General features: G+C 61.7%; 21 protein-coding genes and 2 pseudogenes. 16 read left to right on the forward strand and 7 right to left on the reverse strand.

Going from position 1 to position 20,854, the window contains the following annotated elements; all coding sequences use genetic code 11:
• Positions 1-23: 23 nt before the first annotated feature.
• Genes SAMIE_RS22640 through SAMIE_RS22655 form a run of 4 tightly spaced genes read left to right on the forward strand, consistent with a single transcriptional unit; the run spans position 24 to position 3,777 of the window.
• Complete coding sequence (locus tag SAMIE_RS22640; protein WP_066521111.1) at positions 24-1,487, forward strand: aldehyde dehydrogenase family protein; 1,464 nt, start codon at positions 24-26, stop codon at positions 1,485-1,487.
• Positions 1,488-1,492: 5 nt separating this feature from the next.
• On the forward strand, positions 1,493-2,551 hold the full coding sequence (locus tag SAMIE_RS22645; RefSeq protein ID WP_066521105.1) for a maleylacetate reductase: 1,059 nt from the start codon (positions 1,493-1,495) through the stop codon (positions 2,549-2,551).
• Complete coding sequence (locus SAMIE_RS22650; RefSeq protein WP_066521113.1) at positions 2,548-3,375, forward strand: dioxygenase family protein; 828 nt, start codon at positions 2,548-2,550, stop codon at positions 3,373-3,375. The genes SAMIE_RS22645 and SAMIE_RS22650 overlap by 4 nt, the downstream gene beginning before the upstream one ends.
• Positions 3,376-3,381: 6 nt before the next feature.
• Positions 3,382-3,777 carry a Rieske (2Fe-2S) protein gene (locus SAMIE_RS22655; RefSeq protein WP_066521108.1) on the forward strand — a complete coding sequence of 132 codons (396 nt, stop codon included), beginning with the start codon at positions 3,382-3,384 and terminating at the stop codon, positions 3,775-3,777.
• A gap of 592 nt (positions 3,778-4,369) precedes the next feature.
• On the opposite strand, the gene SAMIE_RS22660 is transcribed toward SAMIE_RS22655, so the two are convergent.
• A complete protein-coding gene (locus SAMIE_RS22660) occupies positions 4,370-4,951 on the reverse strand; it encodes a YceI family protein (protein WP_066522462.1) in 582 nt (193 codons plus the stop codon).
• 4 nt (positions 4,952-4,955) lie between these two features.
• Complete coding sequence (locus tag SAMIE_RS22665; RefSeq protein WP_066522461.1) at positions 4,956-5,546, reverse strand: cytochrome b; 591 nt, start codon at positions 5,544-5,546, stop codon at positions 4,956-4,958.
• Between the two features lie 212 nt (positions 5,547-5,758).
• Here SAMIE_RS22665 and SAMIE_RS22675 point away from each other — a divergent pair, with 212 nt between their 5' ends.
• Both SAMIE_RS22675 and SAMIE_RS22685 read left to right on the forward strand, forming a co-directional pair.
• Positions 5,759-6,523, forward strand: coding sequence for an IS6-like element IS6100 family transposase (locus SAMIE_RS22675; RefSeq protein WP_001389365.1), 765 nt, complete (start codon positions 5,759-5,761; stop codon positions 6,521-6,523).
• A 127-nt stretch (positions 6,524-6,650) separates the two neighbouring features.
• Positions 6,651-7,187 carry a TonB-dependent receptor domain-containing protein gene (locus tag SAMIE_RS22685; protein WP_232037499.1) on the forward strand — a complete coding sequence of 179 codons (537 nt, stop codon included), beginning with the start codon at positions 6,651-6,653 and terminating at the stop codon, positions 7,185-7,187.
• Positions 7,188-7,666: 479 nt separating this feature from the next.
• On the opposite strand, the gene SAMIE_RS22690 is transcribed toward SAMIE_RS22685, so the two are convergent.
• Complete coding sequence (locus SAMIE_RS22690) at positions 7,667-9,016, reverse strand: IS1380 family transposase (protein WP_162849047.1); 1,350 nt, start codon at positions 9,014-9,016, stop codon at positions 7,667-7,669.
• 343 nt (positions 9,017-9,359) lie between these two features.
• On the opposite strand from SAMIE_RS22690, the gene SAMIE_RS22695 reads away from it, so the two are divergent.
• Positions 9,360-9,992 (forward strand): tyrosine-type recombinase/integrase, encoded by a 633-nt coding sequence (locus tag SAMIE_RS22695; RefSeq protein ID WP_066522348.1) that lies wholly within the window; start codon positions 9,360-9,362, stop codon positions 9,990-9,992.
• A 154-nt stretch (positions 9,993-10,146) separates the two neighbouring features.
• Here the strand turns inward: SAMIE_RS22695 and SAMIE_RS23210 are convergent, their stop codons facing one another.
• Positions 10,147-10,446 carry a hypothetical protein gene (locus tag SAMIE_RS23210; protein WP_123905560.1) on the reverse strand — a complete coding sequence of 100 codons (300 nt, stop codon included), beginning with the start codon at positions 10,444-10,446 and terminating at the stop codon, positions 10,147-10,149.
• Positions 10,447-10,614: 168 nt separating this feature from the next.
• Here SAMIE_RS23210 and SAMIE_RS22700 point away from each other — a divergent pair, with 168 nt between their 5' ends.
• Entirely contained in the window at positions 10,615-10,917 is a 303-nt protein-coding gene (locus tag SAMIE_RS22700; protein WP_066522351.1) for a YciI family protein, read from the forward strand.
• Between the two features lie 64 nt (positions 10,918-10,981).
• Here SAMIE_RS22700 and SAMIE_RS22705 read toward each other — a convergent pair whose 3' ends face one another.
• Entirely contained in the window at positions 10,982-11,881 is a 900-nt protein-coding gene (locus SAMIE_RS22705) for a pirin family protein (RefSeq protein WP_066522347.1), read from the reverse strand.
• Between the two features lie 302 nt (positions 11,882-12,183).
• On the opposite strand from SAMIE_RS22705, the gene wrbA reads away from it, so the two are divergent.
• Together wrbA and SAMIE_RS22715 are read left to right on the forward strand one after the other, a co-directional pair.
• The gene (wrbA, locus tag SAMIE_RS22710) at positions 12,184-12,783 is read left to right on the forward strand and encodes an NAD(P)H:quinone oxidoreductase (protein WP_066522345.1); all 600 of its coding nucleotides are present in this window, start codon (positions 12,184-12,186) and stop codon (positions 12,781-12,783) included.
• Positions 12,784-12,840: 57 nt separating this feature from the next.
• Positions 12,841-13,398 (forward strand): annotated as a pseudogene (locus SAMIE_RS22715) (YceI family protein); the annotation flags it as partial.
• A 68-nt stretch (positions 13,399-13,466) separates the two neighbouring features.
• On the opposite strand, the gene SAMIE_RS22720 reads toward SAMIE_RS22715, so the two are convergent.
• Positions 13,467-14,231 carry an IS6-like element IS6100 family transposase gene (locus tag SAMIE_RS22720; protein WP_001389365.1) on the reverse strand — a complete coding sequence of 255 codons (765 nt, stop codon included), beginning with the start codon at positions 14,229-14,231 and terminating at the stop codon, positions 13,467-13,469.
• A 62-nt stretch (positions 14,232-14,293) separates the two neighbouring features.
• A pseudogene (locus SAMIE_RS22730) lies at positions 14,294-14,833 on the reverse strand (recombinase family protein); the annotation flags it as partial.
• 125 nt (positions 14,834-14,958) lie between these two features.
• Here SAMIE_RS22730 and SAMIE_RS22735 point away from each other — a divergent pair.
• The 6 genes from SAMIE_RS22735 (at position 14,959) to SAMIE_RS22765 (ending at position 20,495) form a co-directional block, all read left to right on the forward strand.
• Positions 14,959-17,850: a Tn3 family transposase gene (locus SAMIE_RS22735; RefSeq protein WP_016746447.1), complete on the forward strand. Its 2,892-nt coding sequence runs from the start codon at positions 14,959-14,961 to the stop codon at positions 17,848-17,850.
• 374 nt (positions 17,851-18,224) lie between these two features.
• Positions 18,225-18,575 carry a type II toxin-antitoxin system RelE/ParE family toxin gene (locus SAMIE_RS22745; protein ID WP_066704234.1) on the forward strand — a complete coding sequence of 117 codons (351 nt, stop codon included), beginning with the start codon at positions 18,225-18,227 and terminating at the stop codon, positions 18,573-18,575.
• Complete coding sequence (locus SAMIE_RS22750; RefSeq protein WP_066704232.1) at positions 18,572-18,910, forward strand: helix-turn-helix domain-containing protein; 339 nt, start codon at positions 18,572-18,574, stop codon at positions 18,908-18,910. Before SAMIE_RS22745 ends, SAMIE_RS22750 begins: the two co-directional genes overlap by 4 nt.
• A gap of 333 nt (positions 18,911-19,243) precedes the next feature.
• Entirely contained in the window at positions 19,244-19,927 is a 684-nt protein-coding gene (parA, locus tag SAMIE_RS22755; protein ID WP_066704229.1) for a ParA family partition ATPase, read from the forward strand.
• Complete coding sequence (locus SAMIE_RS22760; RefSeq protein WP_066704224.1) at positions 19,924-20,190, forward strand: ribbon-helix-helix domain-containing protein; 267 nt, start codon at positions 19,924-19,926, stop codon at positions 20,188-20,190. Before parA ends, SAMIE_RS22760 begins: the two co-directional genes overlap by 4 nt.
• Positions 20,191-20,303: 113 nt before the next feature.
• Positions 20,304-20,495 (forward strand): ribbon-helix-helix domain-containing protein, encoded by a 192-nt coding sequence (locus SAMIE_RS22765; protein WP_010189081.1) that lies wholly within the window; start codon positions 20,304-20,306, stop codon positions 20,493-20,495.
• Positions 20,496-20,854 lie beyond the last annotated feature (359 nt).

Genomic DNA, 20,854 nt, shown 5'->3' on the forward strand with positions numbered 1-20,854 from the left:
ACGACCCGAAGACTCTCAAGACCATCCAGACCAAGCTGCTGATCGGCGGTGAATGGGTGGATGGCTCGGCAGGCACCACGATCCCGGTAGAGAACCCCTACGATGGCAGCATAATCGCCCACATCGCAGAGGCCACGGCGGAAGATGTCGATCGGGCCGTCGCGGCCGCAGAAGCGGCACTGCCAGCATGGCGAGCGCTGCCCGCACACGAGCGCGGCCGCCTGCTGCTTAAGCTCGCCGACCGCATCGAGGAGGAAACCGCCGATCTCGCCCGTCTGGAGGCGACCGACACCGGCCATCCGATCCGCGACTGCCTCTCGCTCGACGTTCCGCGCACAGCGCTGTGCTTCCGTTATTTCGGCGGCATGGCCGACAAGCTCGAAGGTTCGGTGGTACCGGTCGATGCCGGGTTCCTGAACTATGTCGAGCGTGAGCCGATCGGTGTAGTCGGTGCCATCGTGCCTTGGAACTTCCCGCTGATGTTCACCAGCTGGAAGATGGGCCCGGCCCTGGCTGCCGGCAACACGATGGTCATCAAGCCTTCGGAAATCACTCCGCTGTCCACGCTGCGCATTGGCGAGTTGATGATGGAAGTCGGTATTCCCGCCGGCGTCATCAACATCGTCACCGGCTATGGCCACACCGCGGGGCAGCGCATCGCCGAACACCCCCGCATTGGCAAGGTCGCCTTCACCGGCTCCACCGCCACGGGGCGCCGGATCGTCGAGGCCTCGGTTTCGAACCTCAAGAAGATCCAGCTCGAACTCGGCGGCAAGGGTCCGAACATCATCTTCGCGGACGCCAACATCCCCGCCGCTATTGGCGGTTCGGCCTTCGCGATCTTCCACAACCAGGGCCAGGCCTGCATCGCAGGCTCGCGCATGATCGTGCATGAATCCATTGCCGATGAGGTCATCGAGCGCTTTACCGCTCTGGCCAAGTCGATCCGCATTGGCGACCCGCTCGACCCGGAGACCGAGATGGGCCCGCTAACCTCGCGACTGCACCAGCAGCGCGTGTTGTCCTTCGTCGAGGTCGCCAAAGAAGAAGGCGGCGCGGTCCTGGCCGGAGGAAAGGTTCCCGAGGGCGAGGCATACGCGAAGGGTTGCTTCGTGGAGCCGACCATCGTGCGCGCCAAGGCTACCGATCGCGTCGCGCAGGAAGAAGTCTTCGGCCCCTTCGTCACCATCCTGACCTTCAAGGATGATGAGGAGGCGCTCGCTATCGCCAACGGCACCGACTACGGCCTGGGCGCCGGCCTGTGGACCAACGATCTTACCCGCGCGCATCTCTTCGCGAAGAAGCTGCACGCCGGCATGGTCTGGATCAACTGCTACAAGCGCGTCCACCCCGCCTCGCCGTTCGGCGGCGTCGGCATGTCTGGGTATGGCCGTGAAATGGGCTTCGAGGCGATGCGCGAGTACACTCAGCCCAAATCGGTCTGGGTCAACGTCGACGCCAATCTCCCGCCGTTCTACAAGCGCTGAAGACCATGCAGGATTTCATTTACTGCGGTCAGACCGCGCACGTCTTCTTTGGCCAGGGATCGATCTCCCGGCTGGAAGAGGCCATCGCAACCGTCGGAGGCACGCGCGCGCTACTGCTTTCCACGCCCAACCAGGCAGAGCAGGCGCAAGCGCTGACCCGAGGGGTGGAGAGCATCATCGGTGTCTTCGATGGGGCGACCATGCACACTCCCGTCGAAGTGACGGACACGGCGCTGAAGCACATCGAGGCGAGCGAGGCGGATTGCCTGGTCGCCTTCGGCGGCGGCTCCACCATCGGTCTGGCCAAGGCGATCGCGCTGCGCACTGATCTGCCACAGGTAGCTGTTCCCACCACGTATGCCGGATCGGAAATGACCCCGATCCTGGGCCAGACGGAGAATGGGCGCAAGACCACGCTCAAGAGCCCCAAAGTGCTGCCCGAACTCGTCATCTACGACGTCGACCTGACGCTTGGTCTGCCGGTCGGAATGTCGGGCACCAGCGGTATCAACGCCATCGCGCACGCGGTGGAAGGCCTCTACGCGAAGGATACCAACCCGGTCATGCGGATGCTCGCCGCAGCAGGGATCGAGGCTCTGGCCGAGGCCCTGCCGACAATCGCGCGTAAGGCCGACGACGTCGATGCCCGCAGCCAGGCGCTTTACGGAGCATGGCTGTGCGGCACCGTACTTGGGTCCGTGGGCATGGCTCTGCATCACAAACTTTGCCACACGCTGGGCGGCACTTTCGATCTGCCCCACGCCGAAACGCACACGGTAGTGCTGCCTCATGCGCTGGCCTACAACGCCCCCGCGATCCCGGACTCCATTGACGTGCTGCGCAAGGCGTTGAAGAATGACGATCCGGCGCAGGCGCTATTCGTTCTTGGTCGTGCGGTCAACGCGCCGGCATCGTTGCGCGAACTTGGCATGCCGGAAGACGGCATCGACAAGGCGGCGGACCAGGCGGTCGAGAACGCCTACTGGAATCCCAGGTCGCTCGAACGCGACGATCTGCGAAATTTGATCGCCCGTGCGTGGGCCGGCGAGCGTCCGGCATCATGAAAGGTGCGATCTTCCCAGAGCTTACCGAGGCCGTCATCGATGCCATGGCTGCGGCTCCCAACCCGCGCCTGCGTGAAATCATGACTGTCCTTGTCCGCCATCTCCACGCGGCCGTACGCGAAACGCGTCTGACTGAAGAGGAATGGCTGGCAGCGGTAGAATTCCTGACGGCGACGGGGCAGATCTGCTCCGGCAGCCGTCAGGAATTCATCCTGCTCTCGGATACGTTGGGCGTGTCCATGCTGGTGGATGCGATCAACCATAACGACGGTGACGTGGTCACGCCTTCGACCGTGTTTGGGCCTTTCTATTCCGGCATCCAACGTGAGTTGGCAACCGGTGCCTCGATCCTGCTGCGCCCGGAAGACGGGGATGCAACGCTCGTCTCGGGCAGTATCGCCGACCAGGACGGAAATCCGATCGAAGGCGCCCTCATCGAAGTCTGGCAGACCGCGCCCTGCGGCCTCTACGACGTGCAGGACCAGGGCCAGCCAGAAGGCCATCTGAGGGCCAGCTTCCGTTCGACCCCGGATGGCAGCTACAGCTTCCAGACGGTGCTGCCAGTCAGCTATCCGATCCCTGCCGATGGGCCTGTCGGCAGGATGCTCGGCGCGCTGGGCCGCCATCCGAACCGGCCCGCCCACATTCACTTCATGATAAGCGCACCGGGCTATCGCCGCCTCGTCACGCATATCTTCGTTGCAGGCGATGACTATCTGAAAAGCGACGCAGTGTTCGGCGTCAAACCCGACCTTGTCGTTCACCCCCGGCCTGACGGGGATAGGCTGGCCATCGATTATGACTTCCGCTTGGCTGGAGCATAAGAAGGGATGGAGGCCGAGACCATCCGCGACTACTGGCGGCTGCGCCCCCATGCACCTGCCATTGGCACCGAACTTTGCCCCGCTGTCGAGATCGAGGAAGGTCGGGCAAGGGAGTTTCATTTCGGACGTGGCCGCAATATGTTCCGCATGTTCGTCATTCGCCACGAAGGCGTTCTGCGCGGCTACCTGAACCTGTGCCCACACTTCTCGCTACCGCTCAATCACGAGCTGGATCAGTTCATGGTCGATGGCGTGATCGTTTGCGTGCAGCACTTCGCTCGGTTTCGCCCTGACGACGGCACGTGCATCGATGGTGCATGCGATGACAGCCGCCTCGACGCAGTACCTGTCTATGAAGATGTGGACCGTCTCGTGCGCGTCGGGGAAGCGAAACCGGCCTAGGTAACCGCCATCGCAGGAGTGCAGGAGCGCGCCTCGCAGGCCTCGGGGCTTGCCAGGCGCGCTCCTTCGACTTTGTCGATGACAACCGCGCGATCTTTCAAGCGCCTCCAGTCCGCCTTTAGTGACCTAGCCCTCTTTAGCATTCAATGATTTCGGGAAGGGCCAGCGCTTTACGCTTGGCCTCGGTCAGCGGCCTGCCCTGCTACTGAGTTAGCAGGCGGACAATGTCCTGCGCTCGCTGCCGTCGTATAGTCGCACCGGGCTCCGGACCTGCGCTGCATCATGTGCGCAGGCAAGATCGGTCGTGCCGGCATGAGCCGGGCCCAGATCTAGGCGCCGGTCGCCGGGTTCTCAACGAGAAGCGTGCGGCCGTCGGAGCGTCCTGCCAGGCGCCGTCGATGGAATGCTGAGTGTCGAGATAGCGGTGCAATGTGCATCCGTATTTCAACCTGCAGATATCCCCAACCTTCCAGCGGCAGGGCCACTGAAAGGTTGGGGATATCTGCATGTATCAAACTCACCGAGCTTTGCTGGAGCCACACCGTCAGGCCGCACAGTGGTCGGGGAACGGTAGCTCGGTGAGCCGTACCGTCTATTTCGCGCGAGCGGCCTGAATAGTCACATTTACGCGAACATTGGCAGCCACTGCGTCAGTGGAGGCGAACTGTCCCCGTCCAACCCCGAACCAGCGGCGGTCGATCACGAGCGATCCCTGCATCCTGGCCTCCCCTCTATTGATGTTCAGCTGGAATGGCAGGACGACCGGACGATTAACACCGCGGATATTGAGCGTGCCCGCTGCCTGATAGCGATTGCCGCCCAGGCTCTTGAACGACTTGGAGGTGAAGGTAGCGCGGGGAAAGACCTTGGTATTGAACCAGTCAGGCGTTGGCAGCGATTCGTCGCGCGTGGCATCGCCGGTGGCAGCCGAACCTGTATCGATCACTGCAACTACGCTGGAGCCAGAAAGGTTGGCGGGATCGAACGCGATACGCGCATCAAAGCGCCGGAATGCCCCGCTGATGGCCTGGCCGTTCATGCTGGCCTGGAAGCCCAATCGCGATTGGGCCTTGTTGACCGTCCAAGTCGGCGCAGGGGCTGCCACAGCGGGAGCGTTGAGAAGCGATGCCGCCAGTGCGGTTGCGGCGATGGGATAGAGAAAGATGGCGCGCATGATCTTATGCCTCGGATGAAGTATGGGGGGTGGACCGCAGGCCCGGGACCATCCGTCCCAAAACGCCGTCGCGGGAGATGAACTGGTGCTTCAACGCGGCGCCGATGTGCATCACAATCAGGGCAGTGCCGCCAAAGGCGAAATACATGTGAATGCTCCCGCCGACCTTCTCGACAGCCTGCTTGGCGTTGATCGGAAGGTCATGGAGAAGGCCGATGTGTGGCCACGGGATCGTGTGCCAAAGCAGTGTTGGAATATTCCAAGGGCTGACAGACACGACAGCCCATCCCGTCAGGGGCAGACCGATCATCAAACCGTAAAACGCCCAGTGCGTCACATGGGCGGCTGCCACTTCCCAGCCCTTCATTCCCGCCGGCAGCGGCGGGACCGGATTGAGCATCCGCCAAACCAGACGAACGATGCTGAGAACCAGCACGGTAATACCCACGGACTTGTGGAGCTGGAACATGTCGAACTGCGCAAGGCCCTTCAGGAAGCCCATGCGCCAACCCAGGAACAGGTTCGCAATGATGAGGGCGGCAATGCTCCAATGCAGAAGCATCGCTACCGCAGAATAGCGGGTGCGTTGACGCATGATAATGTCCTGAAAAAGTGTGATGCCCGCTCCGGAGAGACGGGCATCACACGGGCCGACACGCTCAGCTGAGAGGGGGCGCGAAGAGTGCCGACCTAGAGAATTAATTTGCCTTCTTTTCAAAGGCCGAAGTAATCGTAATCGTCGTTTCGGCTCTGTTGCAAAAATCGTGAAGCTTGAGCATGCTTGGCGGAGATTGGACGGACGGAACGATGACGGATTTCAAGTGGCGCCATTTCCAGGGTGATGTGATCCTGTGGGCGGTGCGCTGGTATTGTCGCTATCCGATCAGCTATCGCGACCTTGAGGAAATGCTGGCGGAACGCGGCATTTCGGTCGACCATACGACGATCTATCGCTGGGTCCAGTGCTACGCCCCGGAGATGGAGAAGCGGCTGCGCTGGTTCTGGCGGCGTGGCTTTGATCCGAGCTGGCGCCTGGATGAAACCTACGTCAAGGTGCGGGGCAAGTGGACCTACCTGTACCGGGCAGTCGACAAGCGGGGCGACACGATCGATTTCTACCTGTCGCCGACCCGCAGCGCCAAGGCAGCGAAGCGGTTCCTGGGCAAGGCCCTGCGAGGCCTGAAGCACTGGGAAAAGCCTGCCACGCTCAATACCGACAAAGCGCCGAGCTATGGTGCAGCGATCACCGAATTGAAGCGCGAAGGAAAGCTGGACCGGGAGACGGCCCACCGGCAGGTGAAGTATCTCAATAACGTGATCGAGGCCGATCACGGAAAGCTCAAGATACTGATCAAGCCGGTGCGCGGTTTCAAATCGATCCCCACGGCCTATGCCACGATCAAGGGATTCGAAGTCATGCGAGCCCTGCGCAAAGGACAGGCTCGCCCCTGGTGCCTGCAGCCCGGCATCAGGGGCGAGGTGCGCCTTGTGGAGAGAGCTTTTGGCATTGGGCCCTCGGCGCTGACGGAGGCCATGGGCATGCTCAACCACCATTTCGCAGCAGCCGCCTGATCGGCGCAGAGCGACAGCCTACCTCTGACTGCCGCCAATCTTTGCAACAGAGCCCTTCGCGCAAGGCGGCGTCCTGGGCGCATCGGCGTTTTACAAGGATATCGTCTCGCTGATCCGCAGCGAGATCGTGGTGCAGAGCCTGCCCGTGCAGATCATCCGCGCCAGCGGAGAAACGTCCACCTCGAACCTCAACTTCAACGTCAGCCGCATCGTCAACGGCAGCGGCGTGACGGTGAAGGGGTTCGAACTGTTCTACCAGCAGGCGTTCACGTTCCTCCCCGCACCGTTCGACGGACTGGGGGCGTCCGCCAACTACACCTTCATCGACAATTCCGACCCCGAGCAGCTGACGGCTGCCTCACGCAACAACTTCAACCTGACCGCCTATTACGAGAAGGGGCCGGCCGGCGTCCGGCTGTCCTATGCATGGCGCGGCGGCTTCCTGCTGTCGCCCTCGTCCGCGCAGGCGATGGGCACCCGCTCGCTCGCCTATGGAACGCTGGACGGCAGCGCGAGCCTGAAGATCACCGACAATGCATCGCTTACCCTCGAAGGGGTTAACCTGCTCAATGCGGCGCAATTGACGCAGTTCACCAGCGGATTGCCGTCAGCCTATGTCGATGCCGGACGACGCATCCTTTTTGGGGCGCGCTTCTCGTTCTAACTCGGACCTATGAGCCTCGCAACCCTGACACGCTACGAGGCTCATCGTCGTGTGCCAGAAGCCCATCAGACCAGCTCTCCTCCTGAGGGCAAGCTTCCGGCATACGACTTAGGATCTTGGTTTTTATTTCAAAACTACATCGTTTCTTGAGAGACTAATCTACTCGCGTTGGGTCGATCACGTGTCCATGCGGGCCAAACCTTTTGCCACAGGCTCCGTAAATCGTTGATCAGCGTAGGTCTGAAAGACGCTCTTCCATATCGCTGAAGATTAATAACCGCAGCTGGCGGGGTGCCAAATGGCGGATTTAGCCCGGCCTATTCATGAGACTGCTCCTCGGGGGCGGTCCGCCTAGATCTGTCGGTGGCCGCGTGACCTGGGCGAGCGGCTTGGCCGGCGTTTTTCAGCGCGGCAGGAGCAATGGGCTTTTCGAGGTTGATGGACTGGGGCTCGGGGATTCGGCGGCACAGCCGCGCTGGCTATGTGGGTGCTGGTCTGAGGCTGATGGCGATGGCTCTGAACACGCTGGCATCCGGGCAGGCTGACGCGAAGGCGACGCGGATGCGAGTGGCGGTTTCTATGACGCGGGCAGCGACCTTGAGCAGCCGCAGGCGCAGCGTTGCGAACTCGGCGGCGGCGAGTGCGGTGGCTTTTGGGATTTCCTGCTGGATGCGCCACAGGAGCCAGTAGGCGGCGGTGTGCAGGATGAGGCGCATCTGATTGGCGTTTGCAGAGCGGCACGAGGTGCGATCGCTGGCGAGCTGAGTTTTGTGGCGCTTGATCAGGTTCTCGGCGTTGCCGCGAGCGCAGTAGAGCGTGTCGTAGATGTGCTCGGCCGAGCCTTTGGCCAGCGAGGTGACGACATAGCGGATGTCCATGCCCATTGTGCTGGCCTCGATCCGGGCGACGACGCGGCGCTGGCAGTTCCAGCTCTTCGCGCCGTAGCTGGTCTCAGCATAGGTGCGCAGGACCGGATATTGGCGCTGAGCTCGCTTGACCGCGCAGGCATCGGCGACAGCGACGATGACCGGATCGCCACGCAGCGCGGCGTTGGTCGGCAGGCCGAAGACGTAATCGACGCTGGCCGCCTCGCAGAAGGCCATGACCTCGGGCCGGCCATAGTGCCCGTCGCCGCGGATGGTGATGTGCGTTTCCGGCCAGTTTCGGCGGATGTGACGCACCAGGCGCCGGATGTGGCCAGCAGCTTCGACACCCGACGGTGTCTTGCCGGTGCGCAGCAGCATCGCCACCGGCCGGCCGGTGGCGGTGTCGTAGACATGGATCGGCAGGAAACAGCGCTCGCCATGATGCCCGTTCCAGAACGACAACTGCTGATAACCGTGCACGACATCGCAGGTATCATCGATATCCAGCGTCACCGCCGCGGGCGGGGCGGGATAGCTGGCGCAGTAGATGTCGATCATCGCGGCCATCATTCTGGCCAGTTCGCGCGTAGTCGGTGCGTTCTCCCACCGGCTCATCGTCGGCTGACTGGCCAGCCCCGCACCCGATCCCGGCAGCTTGCCCAGCGCCAGCCGGAAGCCCGGATCGTCGCGCAGGGCGTCGAGGTCATCGGCGTCCTCGTAGCCGCAGGCGATCGCGAACACGCGGGCGCGCAGGATATCGTCGAGGCGATGAACCACCCGCGCAGGATCGCGCCAGTCGGCAATGCAAGCCGCAAGCCGCTGGCAAATCCCCATCGTGCGCTCGGCCTGCGCCAGGAGTAGGACACCGCCGTCCGATGTCAGCCGGCCACCGTCGAAAGCGGCTGTGACTTTCTTGCGCCCGGCCGCTGGGAATCGGAATGTGCTTGCGATATCGTCATTCATGGCGGGTGTGGCCTGTGGCATTTTCTGCCCTGCGGCAGGTTCGGCTTCGACACCCAGTTCCTAATTCAGATCAGAGGCTTATGCCACTCCCGCCAAACCACCAGATCCCGTCTGGTGAATAGGACGGGTTAGGAGCGGACCAAGACTGCAGGGACGGCCGAACTGGGCGCGTCACCGACCGGCAGCTGTCAAACTTGCGAGGGACCGGTTTCGGCGCAAGCCGTCATTCCGGCGCCCGTGCTGGAATGACTTAAACTGGTCGGCAAAAGCCTCAAAGCCTTTCGTCCACATCCTCGGCGGCTAGCGTTCTTCAAATGGCCAATTTGGCCATAGGAGAAAGACCATGGAGATGCCTGAAACCGAACTCACCGCCGCCAAGCGTCCGGTCTGGAATGCCGGAAGGACCGTAGGTGCAAAGCGGGCTCTGAAGCCAAAGCAGATCTGGGAGATCCGCTTCTACCTTAATCAGCGCCGCCGCCTGCGAGATCGGGCGCTGTTCGATCTGGCGATCGATAGCAAGCTTCGCGGCTGCGACCTGGTGCAGATGAAGATCGGCGACATTGTCAGCGGCGGACAGATCCGGACGCGAGCAATCGTGATGCAGCAGAAAACGGGAAGACCCGTTCAGTTCGAGTTACTGCCGGACGCTCGGGCGAGCCTGTTGGCCTGGCTGGATCGGCGCGGGGGCACGGTAGATGATTATGTCTTTCCCAGCAGGGTTGATCATAATGGGCATCTCAGCACTCGCCAGTATGCGCGGCTTGTCGACGAATGGGTAACAGGTGTTGGTCTCATGCGAAATGAATATGGCACGCATTCACTTCGCCGAACGAAGGCATCGATAATCTATAGGGCCACCGGCAACCTTCGCGCCGTTCAGATCCTGCTCGGCCATAGCAAGATCGAAAATACGGTACGCTACCTCGGAATCGACGTGGAGGATGCTCTTGCCCTCGCCGAAAATACGGAGATCTGAACCCGATGGCGCCCGTTTCCGGTAGAGAGCCGGACACGGGCGCCTGGGACATATCCGCCATCCCCGCATACTTCGACGAACGGCAGGTTCATCCGAAAGCTGTCATTCCACACCGAGTTTGGCGACCGAGGGGGCTCGGTACTCGCATTGTCGTCTAGTCGGCCGTTTCACAACCAATGGATTTCCTGAAAAGGCTGACCATTGAGCCAGAGCTGATAAATCGGTCATTATCGAACCGGCGCACGAGGTCGTACTCAAGGCAATGACGGTTGTCGTGTTTTAAGCCCATGGCATGCACGCGGCGGTGACCGCAATCGGTACCGAGCTCCGCGTTAACCGGCAGGCGCACGGGATGCTTACGCAGGAGCGTCTCGGCTCGGGCCCAGTATTGACCGGCTTTTGTCAGTACCCTTGTGTGCATGCTGCGCGAGCCAAGCAGGTGCAACTCAACCATCCGTTCTTCATATGGAAGACGGGCCTGCGAGGATGGCTACACCATAAACAAGGTCTTTTCAGACATAGCTTTGAGCAAATTATACAGGACGCGTCCCTGTGCTTCCTTCAGGCGCCAGATGAAATCCGATCGGCGACCTGTACCCTTTTCAAAGTGAGGTTTGTAACTATGGGAACTTTTGTGTTCGAAGCACTTGATCGCCCCGGGATGGAAGCACGACGCCTGCAAGCGCGCGACCTTCATCGTGCTTATATCCGAAACACTCCGACGGGTATGCGGTGCGTTCTGGGTGGCCCGCTACGAGAAAGGGCTGACGGTCCGATGCACGGAACGCTATTGGTCTTCGAAGCCGACAACGCCGATGATGTGCGTACCTTCATGGCCAACGATCCGTATCAGCTGGCCGACCTGTTCGAGATGGTCACTGTTTGGGAATGGTCATTGGGTCTGGGGCATATCGTCGTCGGATAAAGTTCCCACGAAGGCAGGTACATGATGCCTGCCTTCGTGGTGAGATTGATGTTTCGTGGGCGCGTCAAACGGATGGGAGCGGGATGAAATCTGTCTCGTCGGGAACCCGTGCGAAGCGATCGTGTCGCCAGTCTTCTTTCGCCTGTTCAATACGGTCCGGTCGGGAGGAAACCAGGTTCCAGTAGACATGACGCTCCTCCGGGAAGGGCTCTCCGCCGATCAGCATGACTCCGGTCTGCCCCGAAGCCCGAATGATGACCTCGGCATGCGGCTTCAAGACCACGAGTTGCCCTGCCCCGAACGATCCGGTCTGCCCCACCACTTCAATTGCCCCGCTTACGACGTAGAATGCCCGCTCGATGTGCTCATCGTTGGCCTTGTAACGGGCGCCGTGCTGTAGCTGTATTTCGGCATAGACAAGGTCTGAGAACGTCTTCACCGGGGACTGAAGACCTTCAGACTGACCCGCTATCAGCGTGAAGCGGACGCCGCCCTCGTCCTCGATCGGGATTTCCTGCGCCTTGAAATGATCGAAAGACGGGGCGGTTTCCTCGTCTGCGGTCGGCAGCGCTATCCAGACCTGCAAACCGGACAACACGCTGTCGCTCTTACGGGTGTCGAGATCGGTGCGCTCTGAGTGAACGATGCCGCGCCCTGCCGTCATCCAGTTGATTTCGCCGGGGCGGATCGTTTGGTGAATGCCAAGGCTGTCGCGATGAACTATCTCACCTTCGAGCAGGTACGTGAGCGTGGAGAGACCGATGTGTGGGTGCGGTCGGACATCCAGACCTTGTCCGCCGCGAAACGCCACAGGCCCCATCTCGTCGAAAAAAATAAACGGCCCGACCATCTGGCGTTGCGGTGAGGGAAGCGCTCGGCGGACGAAGAAGCCATCTCCCAAATCGCGAGAATTCGGCACGACAACCGTGTCGACGCCTTCGGACGGGTGAGTGAGAGTGGACATAACGCATCTTCCTGAGATCTGATTGTACACGCCTCGGATCGACCGATCCCTCGAGCTGTGCGGGTCTTTTTTATCGCCACGCCAGCATCCTGTTTAGAAGGATAAATCCATAGCGTTCATTCGACAAAATCGAAAAGAGGCAGAACGATCGTCCGGATCCACGATAGCCCACATCGAGCGAAGTGCGAGCCGGACATTTCGACTTTCTCGAACAAAAGCTTCCAACTTATGCGGGTGCCTGAACAAGCCAATCACTGCCAAAACGGCATTACCAACTCATCACAGCTTGCAGGAGCGTAGATATGGCGAAGGTTCTTGTTCTCTACTACTCGACGTACGGACACATCGAGACGATGGCGCAGGCCGTTGCCGAAGGTGCGCGATCCGCAGGAGCAGAAGTCGACATCAAGCGCGTTCCTGAAACTGTGCCAGACGGTGTTGCCCGCGACAATCACTTTAAGCTCGACCAGACTGCGCCCATCGCAAGTGTTGCCGATCTCGAGAACTACGATGCCATCATCATCGGCACCGGCACCCGTTTCGGGCGCCTTTCCTCGCAGATGGCGGCATTCCTTGACCAGGCCGGCGGTCTGTGGGCACGCGGCGCACTGAATGGAAAGGTCGGCGCAGCGTTCACCTCGACCGCGACGCAGCATGGCGGCCAGGAAACAACTCTTTTCTCGCTGATCACCAACCTGCTGCACTTCGGCATGGTTGTCGTCGGGCTACCTTACAGCCACCAGGGCCAAATGTCGCTTGACGAGATCGTCGGCGGCGCTCCGTATGGCGCCACCACCATCGCCGGGGGCGACGGCAGCCGGCAACCCAGCAAAATCGAGCTGGATGGTGCACGCCACCAGGGCGAGATCGTCGCAAAGACTGCCGCGAAACTCTTCGCGTAATACGAAAAGCGCCGGTCAAGGGGGCCGGCGCACTTTTCCAACATCGGAGAATACAAAATGAACCGCGTCCTTACGATCGCGGCGAGCGTTGCTGCGTTCGCGATTTCCCTTCCGGCCGTCGGGCAGGCCAACCAGGACGCTACTGCGGTCCAAGCAGGTGACTATACCGTCGAGAGCACGCACACGCAGGTGCAGTTCTCGGTGAACCATTTCGGCATCAATGACTTCTACGGCACTTTCCCGGGCGCCAGCGGCAGCCTGTCGATCAACCCGAAGAATCTGGCGGCGGCCAGGCTGGACGTCACCGTCCCGGTCTCGTCGGTGTCCACTACCAACAAGACGCTCGATGAAGAGCTGGTAAGCGCCGACTGGTTCGATGCTGCCAAGTTCCCGACGATGCATTTCGTCTCGACCAAGGTCGTCAAGACCGGTCCAAAGACAGCAACCATTTCCGGCAACCTGACGCTGCATGGCGTGACCAAGCCGGTTACTCTCAACGCGAGCTTCAACGCCGCGGCGGTCAATCCTCTGAGCAAAGCCTATACACTCGGCTTCAAGGCCTCCGGCAGAATCAAGCGCACGGATTTCGGTGTCAGCAAGTACGCACCGCTCGTGAGCGATGAAACGACGGCTCTGTTGCAAAGATTGGCGGCAGTCAGAGGTAGGCTGTCGCTCTGCGCCGATCAGGCGGCTGCTGCGAAATGGTGGTTGAGCATGCCCATGGCCTCCGTCAGCGCCGAGGGCCCAATGCCAAAAGCTCTCTCCACAAGGCGCACCTCGCCCCTGATGCCGGGCTGCAGGCACCAGGGGCGAGCCTGTCCTTTGCGCAGGGCTCGCATGACTTCGAATCCCTTGATCGTGGCATAGGCCGTGGGGATCGATTTGAAACCGCGCACCGGCTTGATCAGTATCTTGAGCTTTCCGTGATCGGCCTCGATCACGTTATTGAGATACTTCACCTGCCGGTGGGCCGTCTCCCGGTCCAGCTTTCCTTCGCGCTTCAATTCGGTGATCGCTGCACCATAGCTCGGCGCTTTGTCGGTATTGAGCGTGGCAGGCTTTTCCCAGTGCTTCAGGCCTCGCAGGGCCTTGCCCAGGAACCGCTTCGCTGCCTTGGCGCTGCGGGTCGGCGACAGGTAGAAATCGATCGTGTCGCCCCGCTTGTCGACTGCCCGGTACAGGTAGGTCCACTTGCCCCGCACCTTGACGTAGGTTTCATCCAGGCGCCAGCTCGGATCAAAGCCACGCCGCCAGAACCAGCGCAGCCGCTTCTCCATCTCCGGGGCGTAGCACTGGACCCAGCGATAGATCGTCGTATGGTCGACCGAAATGCCGCGTTCCGCCAGCATTTCCTCAAGGTCGCGATAGCTGATCGGATAGCGACAATACCAGCGCACCGCCCACAGGATCACATCACCCTGGAAATGGCGCCACTTGAAATCCGTCATCGTTCCGTCCGTCCAATCTCCGCCAAGCATGCTCAAGCTTCACGATTTTTGCAACAGAGCCCGCGCTCGATCCCGAGTTCCTTGCAGAGGTCGGAAACGGACGTGTCGCGTTGGGCCATAGCAGCCTGAGCGAGCCGCACCTGGGCCTTGGAGAGGGCGAACTTGCGGCCACCCTTGCGTCCCCGCGCGCGGGCAGCGGCCAGGCCAGCCATGGTGCGCTCGCGGATCATATCCCGCTCAAACTCCGCCAGTGTGGCAAAAATGCCGAACACCATCCGGCCCGATGGCGTCGTGGTGTCGATCTGCGCGCCCTTGCCGGTGAGCACCCGCAGACCGATACCGCGATCCGACAGATTCTGCACCGTGCTGACCAGGTGGGTGAGCGTTCGGCCGAGCCGGTCGAGCTTCCAAACGATGAGGACATCGCCGTCGCGCAACGATTTCAGGCAGGCGGCAAGACCGGGGCGATCATCACGGCTACCGGATGCACGATCATCATAGATATTGCCTGGCTCGACACCGGCAGCGCGAAGGGCATCGTGCTGCAGGTCGAGCGACTGCGAGCCGTCGGCTTTGGACACGCGGGCGTAGCCGATCAGCATGGATCACAAACGAAGGTTTGAGGCGGTGACGAACATGAGCACATAAGATTGGGCTATTGTGTATCTTAACCAGCATCTCAATCAAGCTATCTCAAACCGTAGCTCGGAAAGAATAAGGAGCATGTATGCCGCGTCGCGTGACCCTGACCGATCGACAGCGCGAGGCGCTGCTTCACTTGCCGGTCGATCAAGGTGAGCTGCTGCGGCACTATACCCTCAGCGATGAGGATCTCGGGCATATCCGCCAGCGCCGGCGCGCCCACAATCGTTTTGGCTTCGCGCTGCAACTGTGCGTCCTGCGCTACCCGGGCCGGGTGCTCGCTCCTGGCGAGTTGATCCCGGCGCAGGTATCGGATTTCATCGCGGCCCAGCTCGGCCTGACCAGCGACGATCTACTCCTCTATGCCGCGCGCGAGGAGACCCGGCACGAGCATCTGGCGGACCTTCGCCGAATCTACGGCTATCGCTCCTTTTCGGGGCGGGGCGCACGGGATTTGCGCGAATGGATCGCTCGGGAAGCCGAGGCGGCGACATCGAATGAGGATCTTGCCCGTCGCTTCGTTGCGGAGTGTCGCCGCACCCGCACGATCCTTCCCGGCTCCTCGACGATCGAGCGCCTTTGCGCCGATGCGCTGGTTGAGGCCGAGCGCCGGATCGAGGATCTTATCGCCCATCGCATCACGCCAACCCTGAGCGAGAATTTGGCTCACCTGTTGGAGGATACGGTGGATGGTCGCGTCACGCGCTTCGTATGGCTGCGACAGTTCGAGGTTGGCGCAAATTCAGCAGCCGCTAACCGGCTGATGGATCGACTGGAATATCTTCAAAGGTTCGATCTTCCGGCGGATTTGCTGGACGGCGTGCCGGCGCATCGTGTGACCCGGCTTCGCCGGCAGGGCGAGCGCTATTACGCCGACGGCATGCGTGATCTGCCCGAAGACAGGCGGCTTGCGATCCTCGCTGTCTGCACCCTGGAATGGCGGTCATCGCTGGCCGATGTCATCGTGGAGACCCACGATCGCATCGTAGGCCGTCTCTATCGGGCCTCCGAACGCCTTTGCAACACCAGGATCGCCGACGAAAAGGCGGCCGTTCGGGACACGCTGAAGTCCTTTGCCGAAATCGGTGGTGCTTTGCTTGGAGCGCAGGACGATGGCACGGCCCTGGACGGGATAATCGCCACCGGGCCTGGCTGGGAACGGTTCAGAACCCTTGTCGCCACGGCCTCCGCGCTGACCAACGTGCTCGCGGCCGACCCGCTCAGCCGTGTGCTGGACGGCTATCACCGTTTCCGCCTCTACGCGCCCAGGATGCTGCGCCTGCTCGACATGCAGGCGGCGCCGATCGCCACGCCTCTTCTGGCGGCCGTTGCGATGCTGCGTAACGGGATCAAGGTCGATCCGCCGGTGGATTTTCTACGTCCCAACTCGAAATGGCATCGTCATCTTCGCGCTGAGCCCAGCGGCGACCACCGGCTTTGGGAAATCGCGGTGCTGTTCCACATCCGCGACGCCTTCCGGTCCGGTGACATATGGTTGGCGGGATCGCGCCGCTATGGCGACCTCAAGCAGCTTCTGGTCCCGCCACAGGCGATAGAGCAGACCGCGCGGCTCGCCGTGCCGCTGCGACCCGGCGAATGGCTGGCCGAGCGCAGGGCTCGACTGGATACACGGCTGAAGGAGTTTGGCCGCGCGGCGCGAACCGGCACGATCCCAGGCGGCATCATCGAGAACGGCAAGCTGCACATCGACAAGCTGAGGGCCGACACGCCCGAAGGGGCCGAGGATCTCGTGCTCGATCTCTATCAACAGCTCCCGCCCGCGAGGATCACCGATCTGTTGCTGGAAGTCGATGAGCGAACCGGATTTTCCGAGGCGTTCACGCATCTGCGCACCGGCGCGCCCTGCAGCGACCGGATCGGCCTGATGAACGTGTTGCTGGCGGAAGGCGTCAATCTCGGTTTGCGCAAGATGGCGGCGGCGACCAACACGCACAGCTTCTGGGAATTGCTGCGGATCGCGCGCTGGCATGTCGAAGGCAGCGCCTATGATCGGGCGCTCGCCATGATCGTGGAGGCCCACGCCGCCCTGCCCATGGCCGCCTTCTGGGGACAAGGGCAATCGGCATCCAGCGACGGGCAGTTCTTCCTTGCTACCGAGCAGGGCGAGGCGATGAATCTGATCAACGCGAAATATGGCAACGTCCCGGGCCTCAAGGGATACAGCCATGTGTCCGATCAATATGCGCCGTTCGCAACCCAGGTGATCCCGGCAACGGTCAGCGAGGCTCCCTATATCCTGGACGGGCTGCTCATGAATGACGCGGGCCGCCGCGTTCGCCAGCATTTTGCCGACACGGGCGGCTTCACCGATCATGTGTTCGCCGCCTGCGCCTTGCTCGGCTACAGGTTCGCCCCCCGTATCCGCGATCTCCCTCAGAAAAGACTCTATGCCTTCACGCCCAACGCGACGCCGGCCAATGTGCGAGCGCTGGTCGGAGGTAAGATCAATGAACCGCTCATCGAGCGCAACTGGCCCGACATCCTGCGCATCATGGCGACGATCGCAGCGGGGATCGTCGCCCCCAGCCAGATTCTTCGCAAGCTCGCCTCTTACCCGCGCCAGAATGAGCTGGCCCTCGCATTGCGAGAGGTGGGCCGCATCGAGCGAACCCTGTTCATGATCGACTGGATTCTTGATGCCGGCCTCCAGCGCCAGGCTCAGATCGGCCTCAACAAGGGTGAGGCCCACCACGCCCTAAAGCGCGCCATCAGCTTCCACCGCCGAGGTGAAATCCGGGATCGATCCGGCGAAGGCCAGCACTATCGCATCGCCGGAATGAACCTGCTCGCCGCCATCATCATATTCTGGAACACCATGAAGCTCGGCGAGGTCGTCAATACCCGGGCCGCCAGCGGTACCCATATCGCGCCTGATCTACTCGCCCACGTCTCGCCGTTGGGATGGGAACACATCAATCTAACCGGGGAATATCGCTGGCCCAAATCCTTAGCGTAGGATTCCGCCCCCTCCCGCAAACGCCCCCATGCTGGCAGACCCGACCATCACCGTCGAGGAGGTGGCAGCGCAGCTCGGGGTGCAGCCATCGACGCTCTACCGGCACATTCCGGGCGGGCGCAGCTCGTTAAGCCTGCCGGCGTAGCGGAGGCCGCCCCGAGCGGGGCGGCCGCGTTGTTTGTCCCACCCACCCAGCTCTTGGGGCCGGGCATTGCGGCCCGGCCGGGCGCGAAAGCGCGTTCAGGCGAGGTCGTTGTTGCTTGCGCGTGAGCGTGTTCACACGTTCACGTGTTCATAGGTTCACATGAAACCATTGTCAGAGAGCGATGCATCCCCCCTTGACCATGTTGTGAGAAATAGCTACATTCGCGCCAATGCATCGGAAAGCCCTGCGTAACATCTCTTGGATCAAGGGCGCGCTTAAAGAGTTCGGCCGCTTTCCCGAGGACGCGCAGGACCAGGCGACCGACGCCCTCACGGCAATTGCCGAGGGTGACACGCCAGACATCGCTAAGCCCATGACCGGTTTGGGTTCGGGTATATGGGAACTGGCGATCAAGGAACGGGGAGACGCCTTCCGGGTGATCTACGCCCTCCAGCTCGACGACGACATTTGGGTGGTTCACGCCTTCCAGAAGAAGTCTAAGAGCGGGATCGCCACCCCGAAGCAGGAAATCGACCTGGTGCGCGAGCGCATCAAGCGTTTGAAGGAGGCGCTGCAATGACCGACGATGACGACTTCGAGATGATCCGAGGCACCGGCAACGTCTATGCCGACCTTGGTATGAAAGAACCCGAACAGCGCCAGCTCCGCGCGATCCTGGCGGCCGAGATCAGCAAGACGCTGGCGACCGACAATCTGACGGTGCGTGCGGCCGAGAAGATCACCGGCGTCGCCGCAGCCGATTTTTCGCGCATCCGTCAGTCCAAGCTCAAGGGCTTCACCATCGACCGGTTGATGACGATCCTCGATCGGCTTAATCGCGATGTGCAGGTGTCTGTATCCGTGCTGCCGCGCAAGGCGGACGGGCAAGCAGGGTTTCACCTTCTCCCGGCCTGAAATGCTCGACTAGGCCATCGAGGCGGTGTGTTCCAAGTTCGACGACCTGCCGCCGCTAGTCTGGAAGCCCCTTATCGACGAGGCTGTTGTGGCGACGCGGCGAGCGCCGAAATCCGCGAACAGCAAATAGGGTCTGGCGCCTGCCGCTGCGCGGTACCGCCGCTCTCAGTCGCTTCGCTCCCCAAGCCCGCAAGCGGTCTTGGCCCTGCCGGGTTCCGATCGGCTGGCGGGGAGAGGATCCGCGCAGCGGATCGCCGCCTTGACGTGGGCGCATGATTCGTCCACACGTGAACGTGTTCACAAGTCCACACGTTCACGTGTTCAGGGGTTCACATGAAGGTCATTACCGTCATCAGCCAGAAAGGCGGCGCGGGCAAGACGACTCTGGCGATCCACCTAGCCGCAGCCGGTGCGGGTGCGGGGCTTACCGCGTTGATCCTCGACACCGACCCGCAGGCGACCGCGAGCCACTGGAGCGAGTGGCGCGGATCGTCGGACCTAGAGGTGGTCGATTGTGCCTCCCCTCCCCTCTTGCCCCGCAAGCTTCAGCAGGCCGCCGAACTGGGGGCCGACCTGGTGGTGATCGACACCCCGCCCCATGCCGACATCATGGCGCGGGAAGCCTGCAAGGTCGCTGACCTGGTGCTGATTCCGTGTCGTCCGCAAGCCTTCGACCTCAAAGCCGTCGAGATGACGGCCGAGCTGGTGCAGGCGAGCGGCAAACCCGCGTTCGTGTTGTTCATGGGCGGCCCCCAGCGCGCGCCGACAACCTACCGGGATGCCCGCGAGCTGATCGAGGGTAGCGATGGCGTCGCCGGCATGGGCGTGGACGTTGCGCCCGTCATGCTCACCCAGCGGGCGATCTATCATCACAGCACGGCGCAGGGGAAAACCGCGATCGAGCTGGAACCCGAAGGCAAAGCGGCGGAGGAAGTTGCCGCGCTATGGGAGTGGACAAGTAAACAGGTGAACGTGTCCACACGTTCACGAGTGAACAACGAGCGGGGCGCGGCATGAGCAAGTTCGGCGCAATGAAGCAGCAGCGGGCGGAGAAGGCTGGCGCGATCGGCGACAGCCCAGACCAGGCGACGGCGACGGTCGCCACCCGCGCCCAGACCCGGCAGGGCAAGAAGGCGGTGAGCGCCTATTTCAGCCCTGAGGTCAGTCGCGGCCTCAATATGCTGGCGGCCGAGCAGGGGACGACGTTGCAGGCGCTCCTTGGCGAAGCCATCGACCTTCTTATGCGGCAGCATGGCAAGCATCCGTTTGGCGAGCGGTAGCTGTCCACGCGTGAATATGTGAATGTGTGAACACAGAAATTAGGAGCTTGGGGGTGGCACGATCGACAAACGCCAGAAAGCCGGCCGGGACGGCAGCGCAGGCCGACGAACCGATGCTGCCGATCGAAGCGCCGCGCCGTCAGCGCAACCGCATCGGCAAGAAATCGATCGCTGGCCGGTTTGATCCGGCGGTTGCCCGAGCGTTCGCGATCCTTGCTGTCAAGGAGGACAGCACGATCGAGGCGATGTTGACCGAGGCCGTCCTCGACATTCTCCAAAAATACAATCAGCCAATCGAGAAGTGAACAGGCTCACGTGTGAATGTGTGGACACGTGGACAATAGACCTATTGCACCAGCCTTATAGAGCACACTTCCCAACGCTATAGGAATCTGACAGGCTTTGGTGTCGGCGAACTCGTTCGCCGATTCGTCGTGGCGATCATAGCGGGTGGCACCGCTAGGGCCAAAACGACGAAAGCCCGGCTTGGCGGCCGGGCTCTCGGAAAGTCTGATGGGCGGGAAGCCCGTGTTCTGTCGCAGGAACAGCCTCCCGCAGATCGGACGTGAAGTCAACTCGAAAACGCTGTTTTCGAGAACGGGAGAGCTATGTCCATGTGGGATTGCCGCCAGCAGCCGGGCCGACCGATCGACGGGAGGTTCCC

It is taken from the genome of Sphingobium amiense (genome assembly GCF_003967075.1).
GTDB lineage: Bacteria > Pseudomonadota > Alphaproteobacteria > Sphingomonadales > Sphingomonadaceae > Sphingobium > Sphingobium amiense.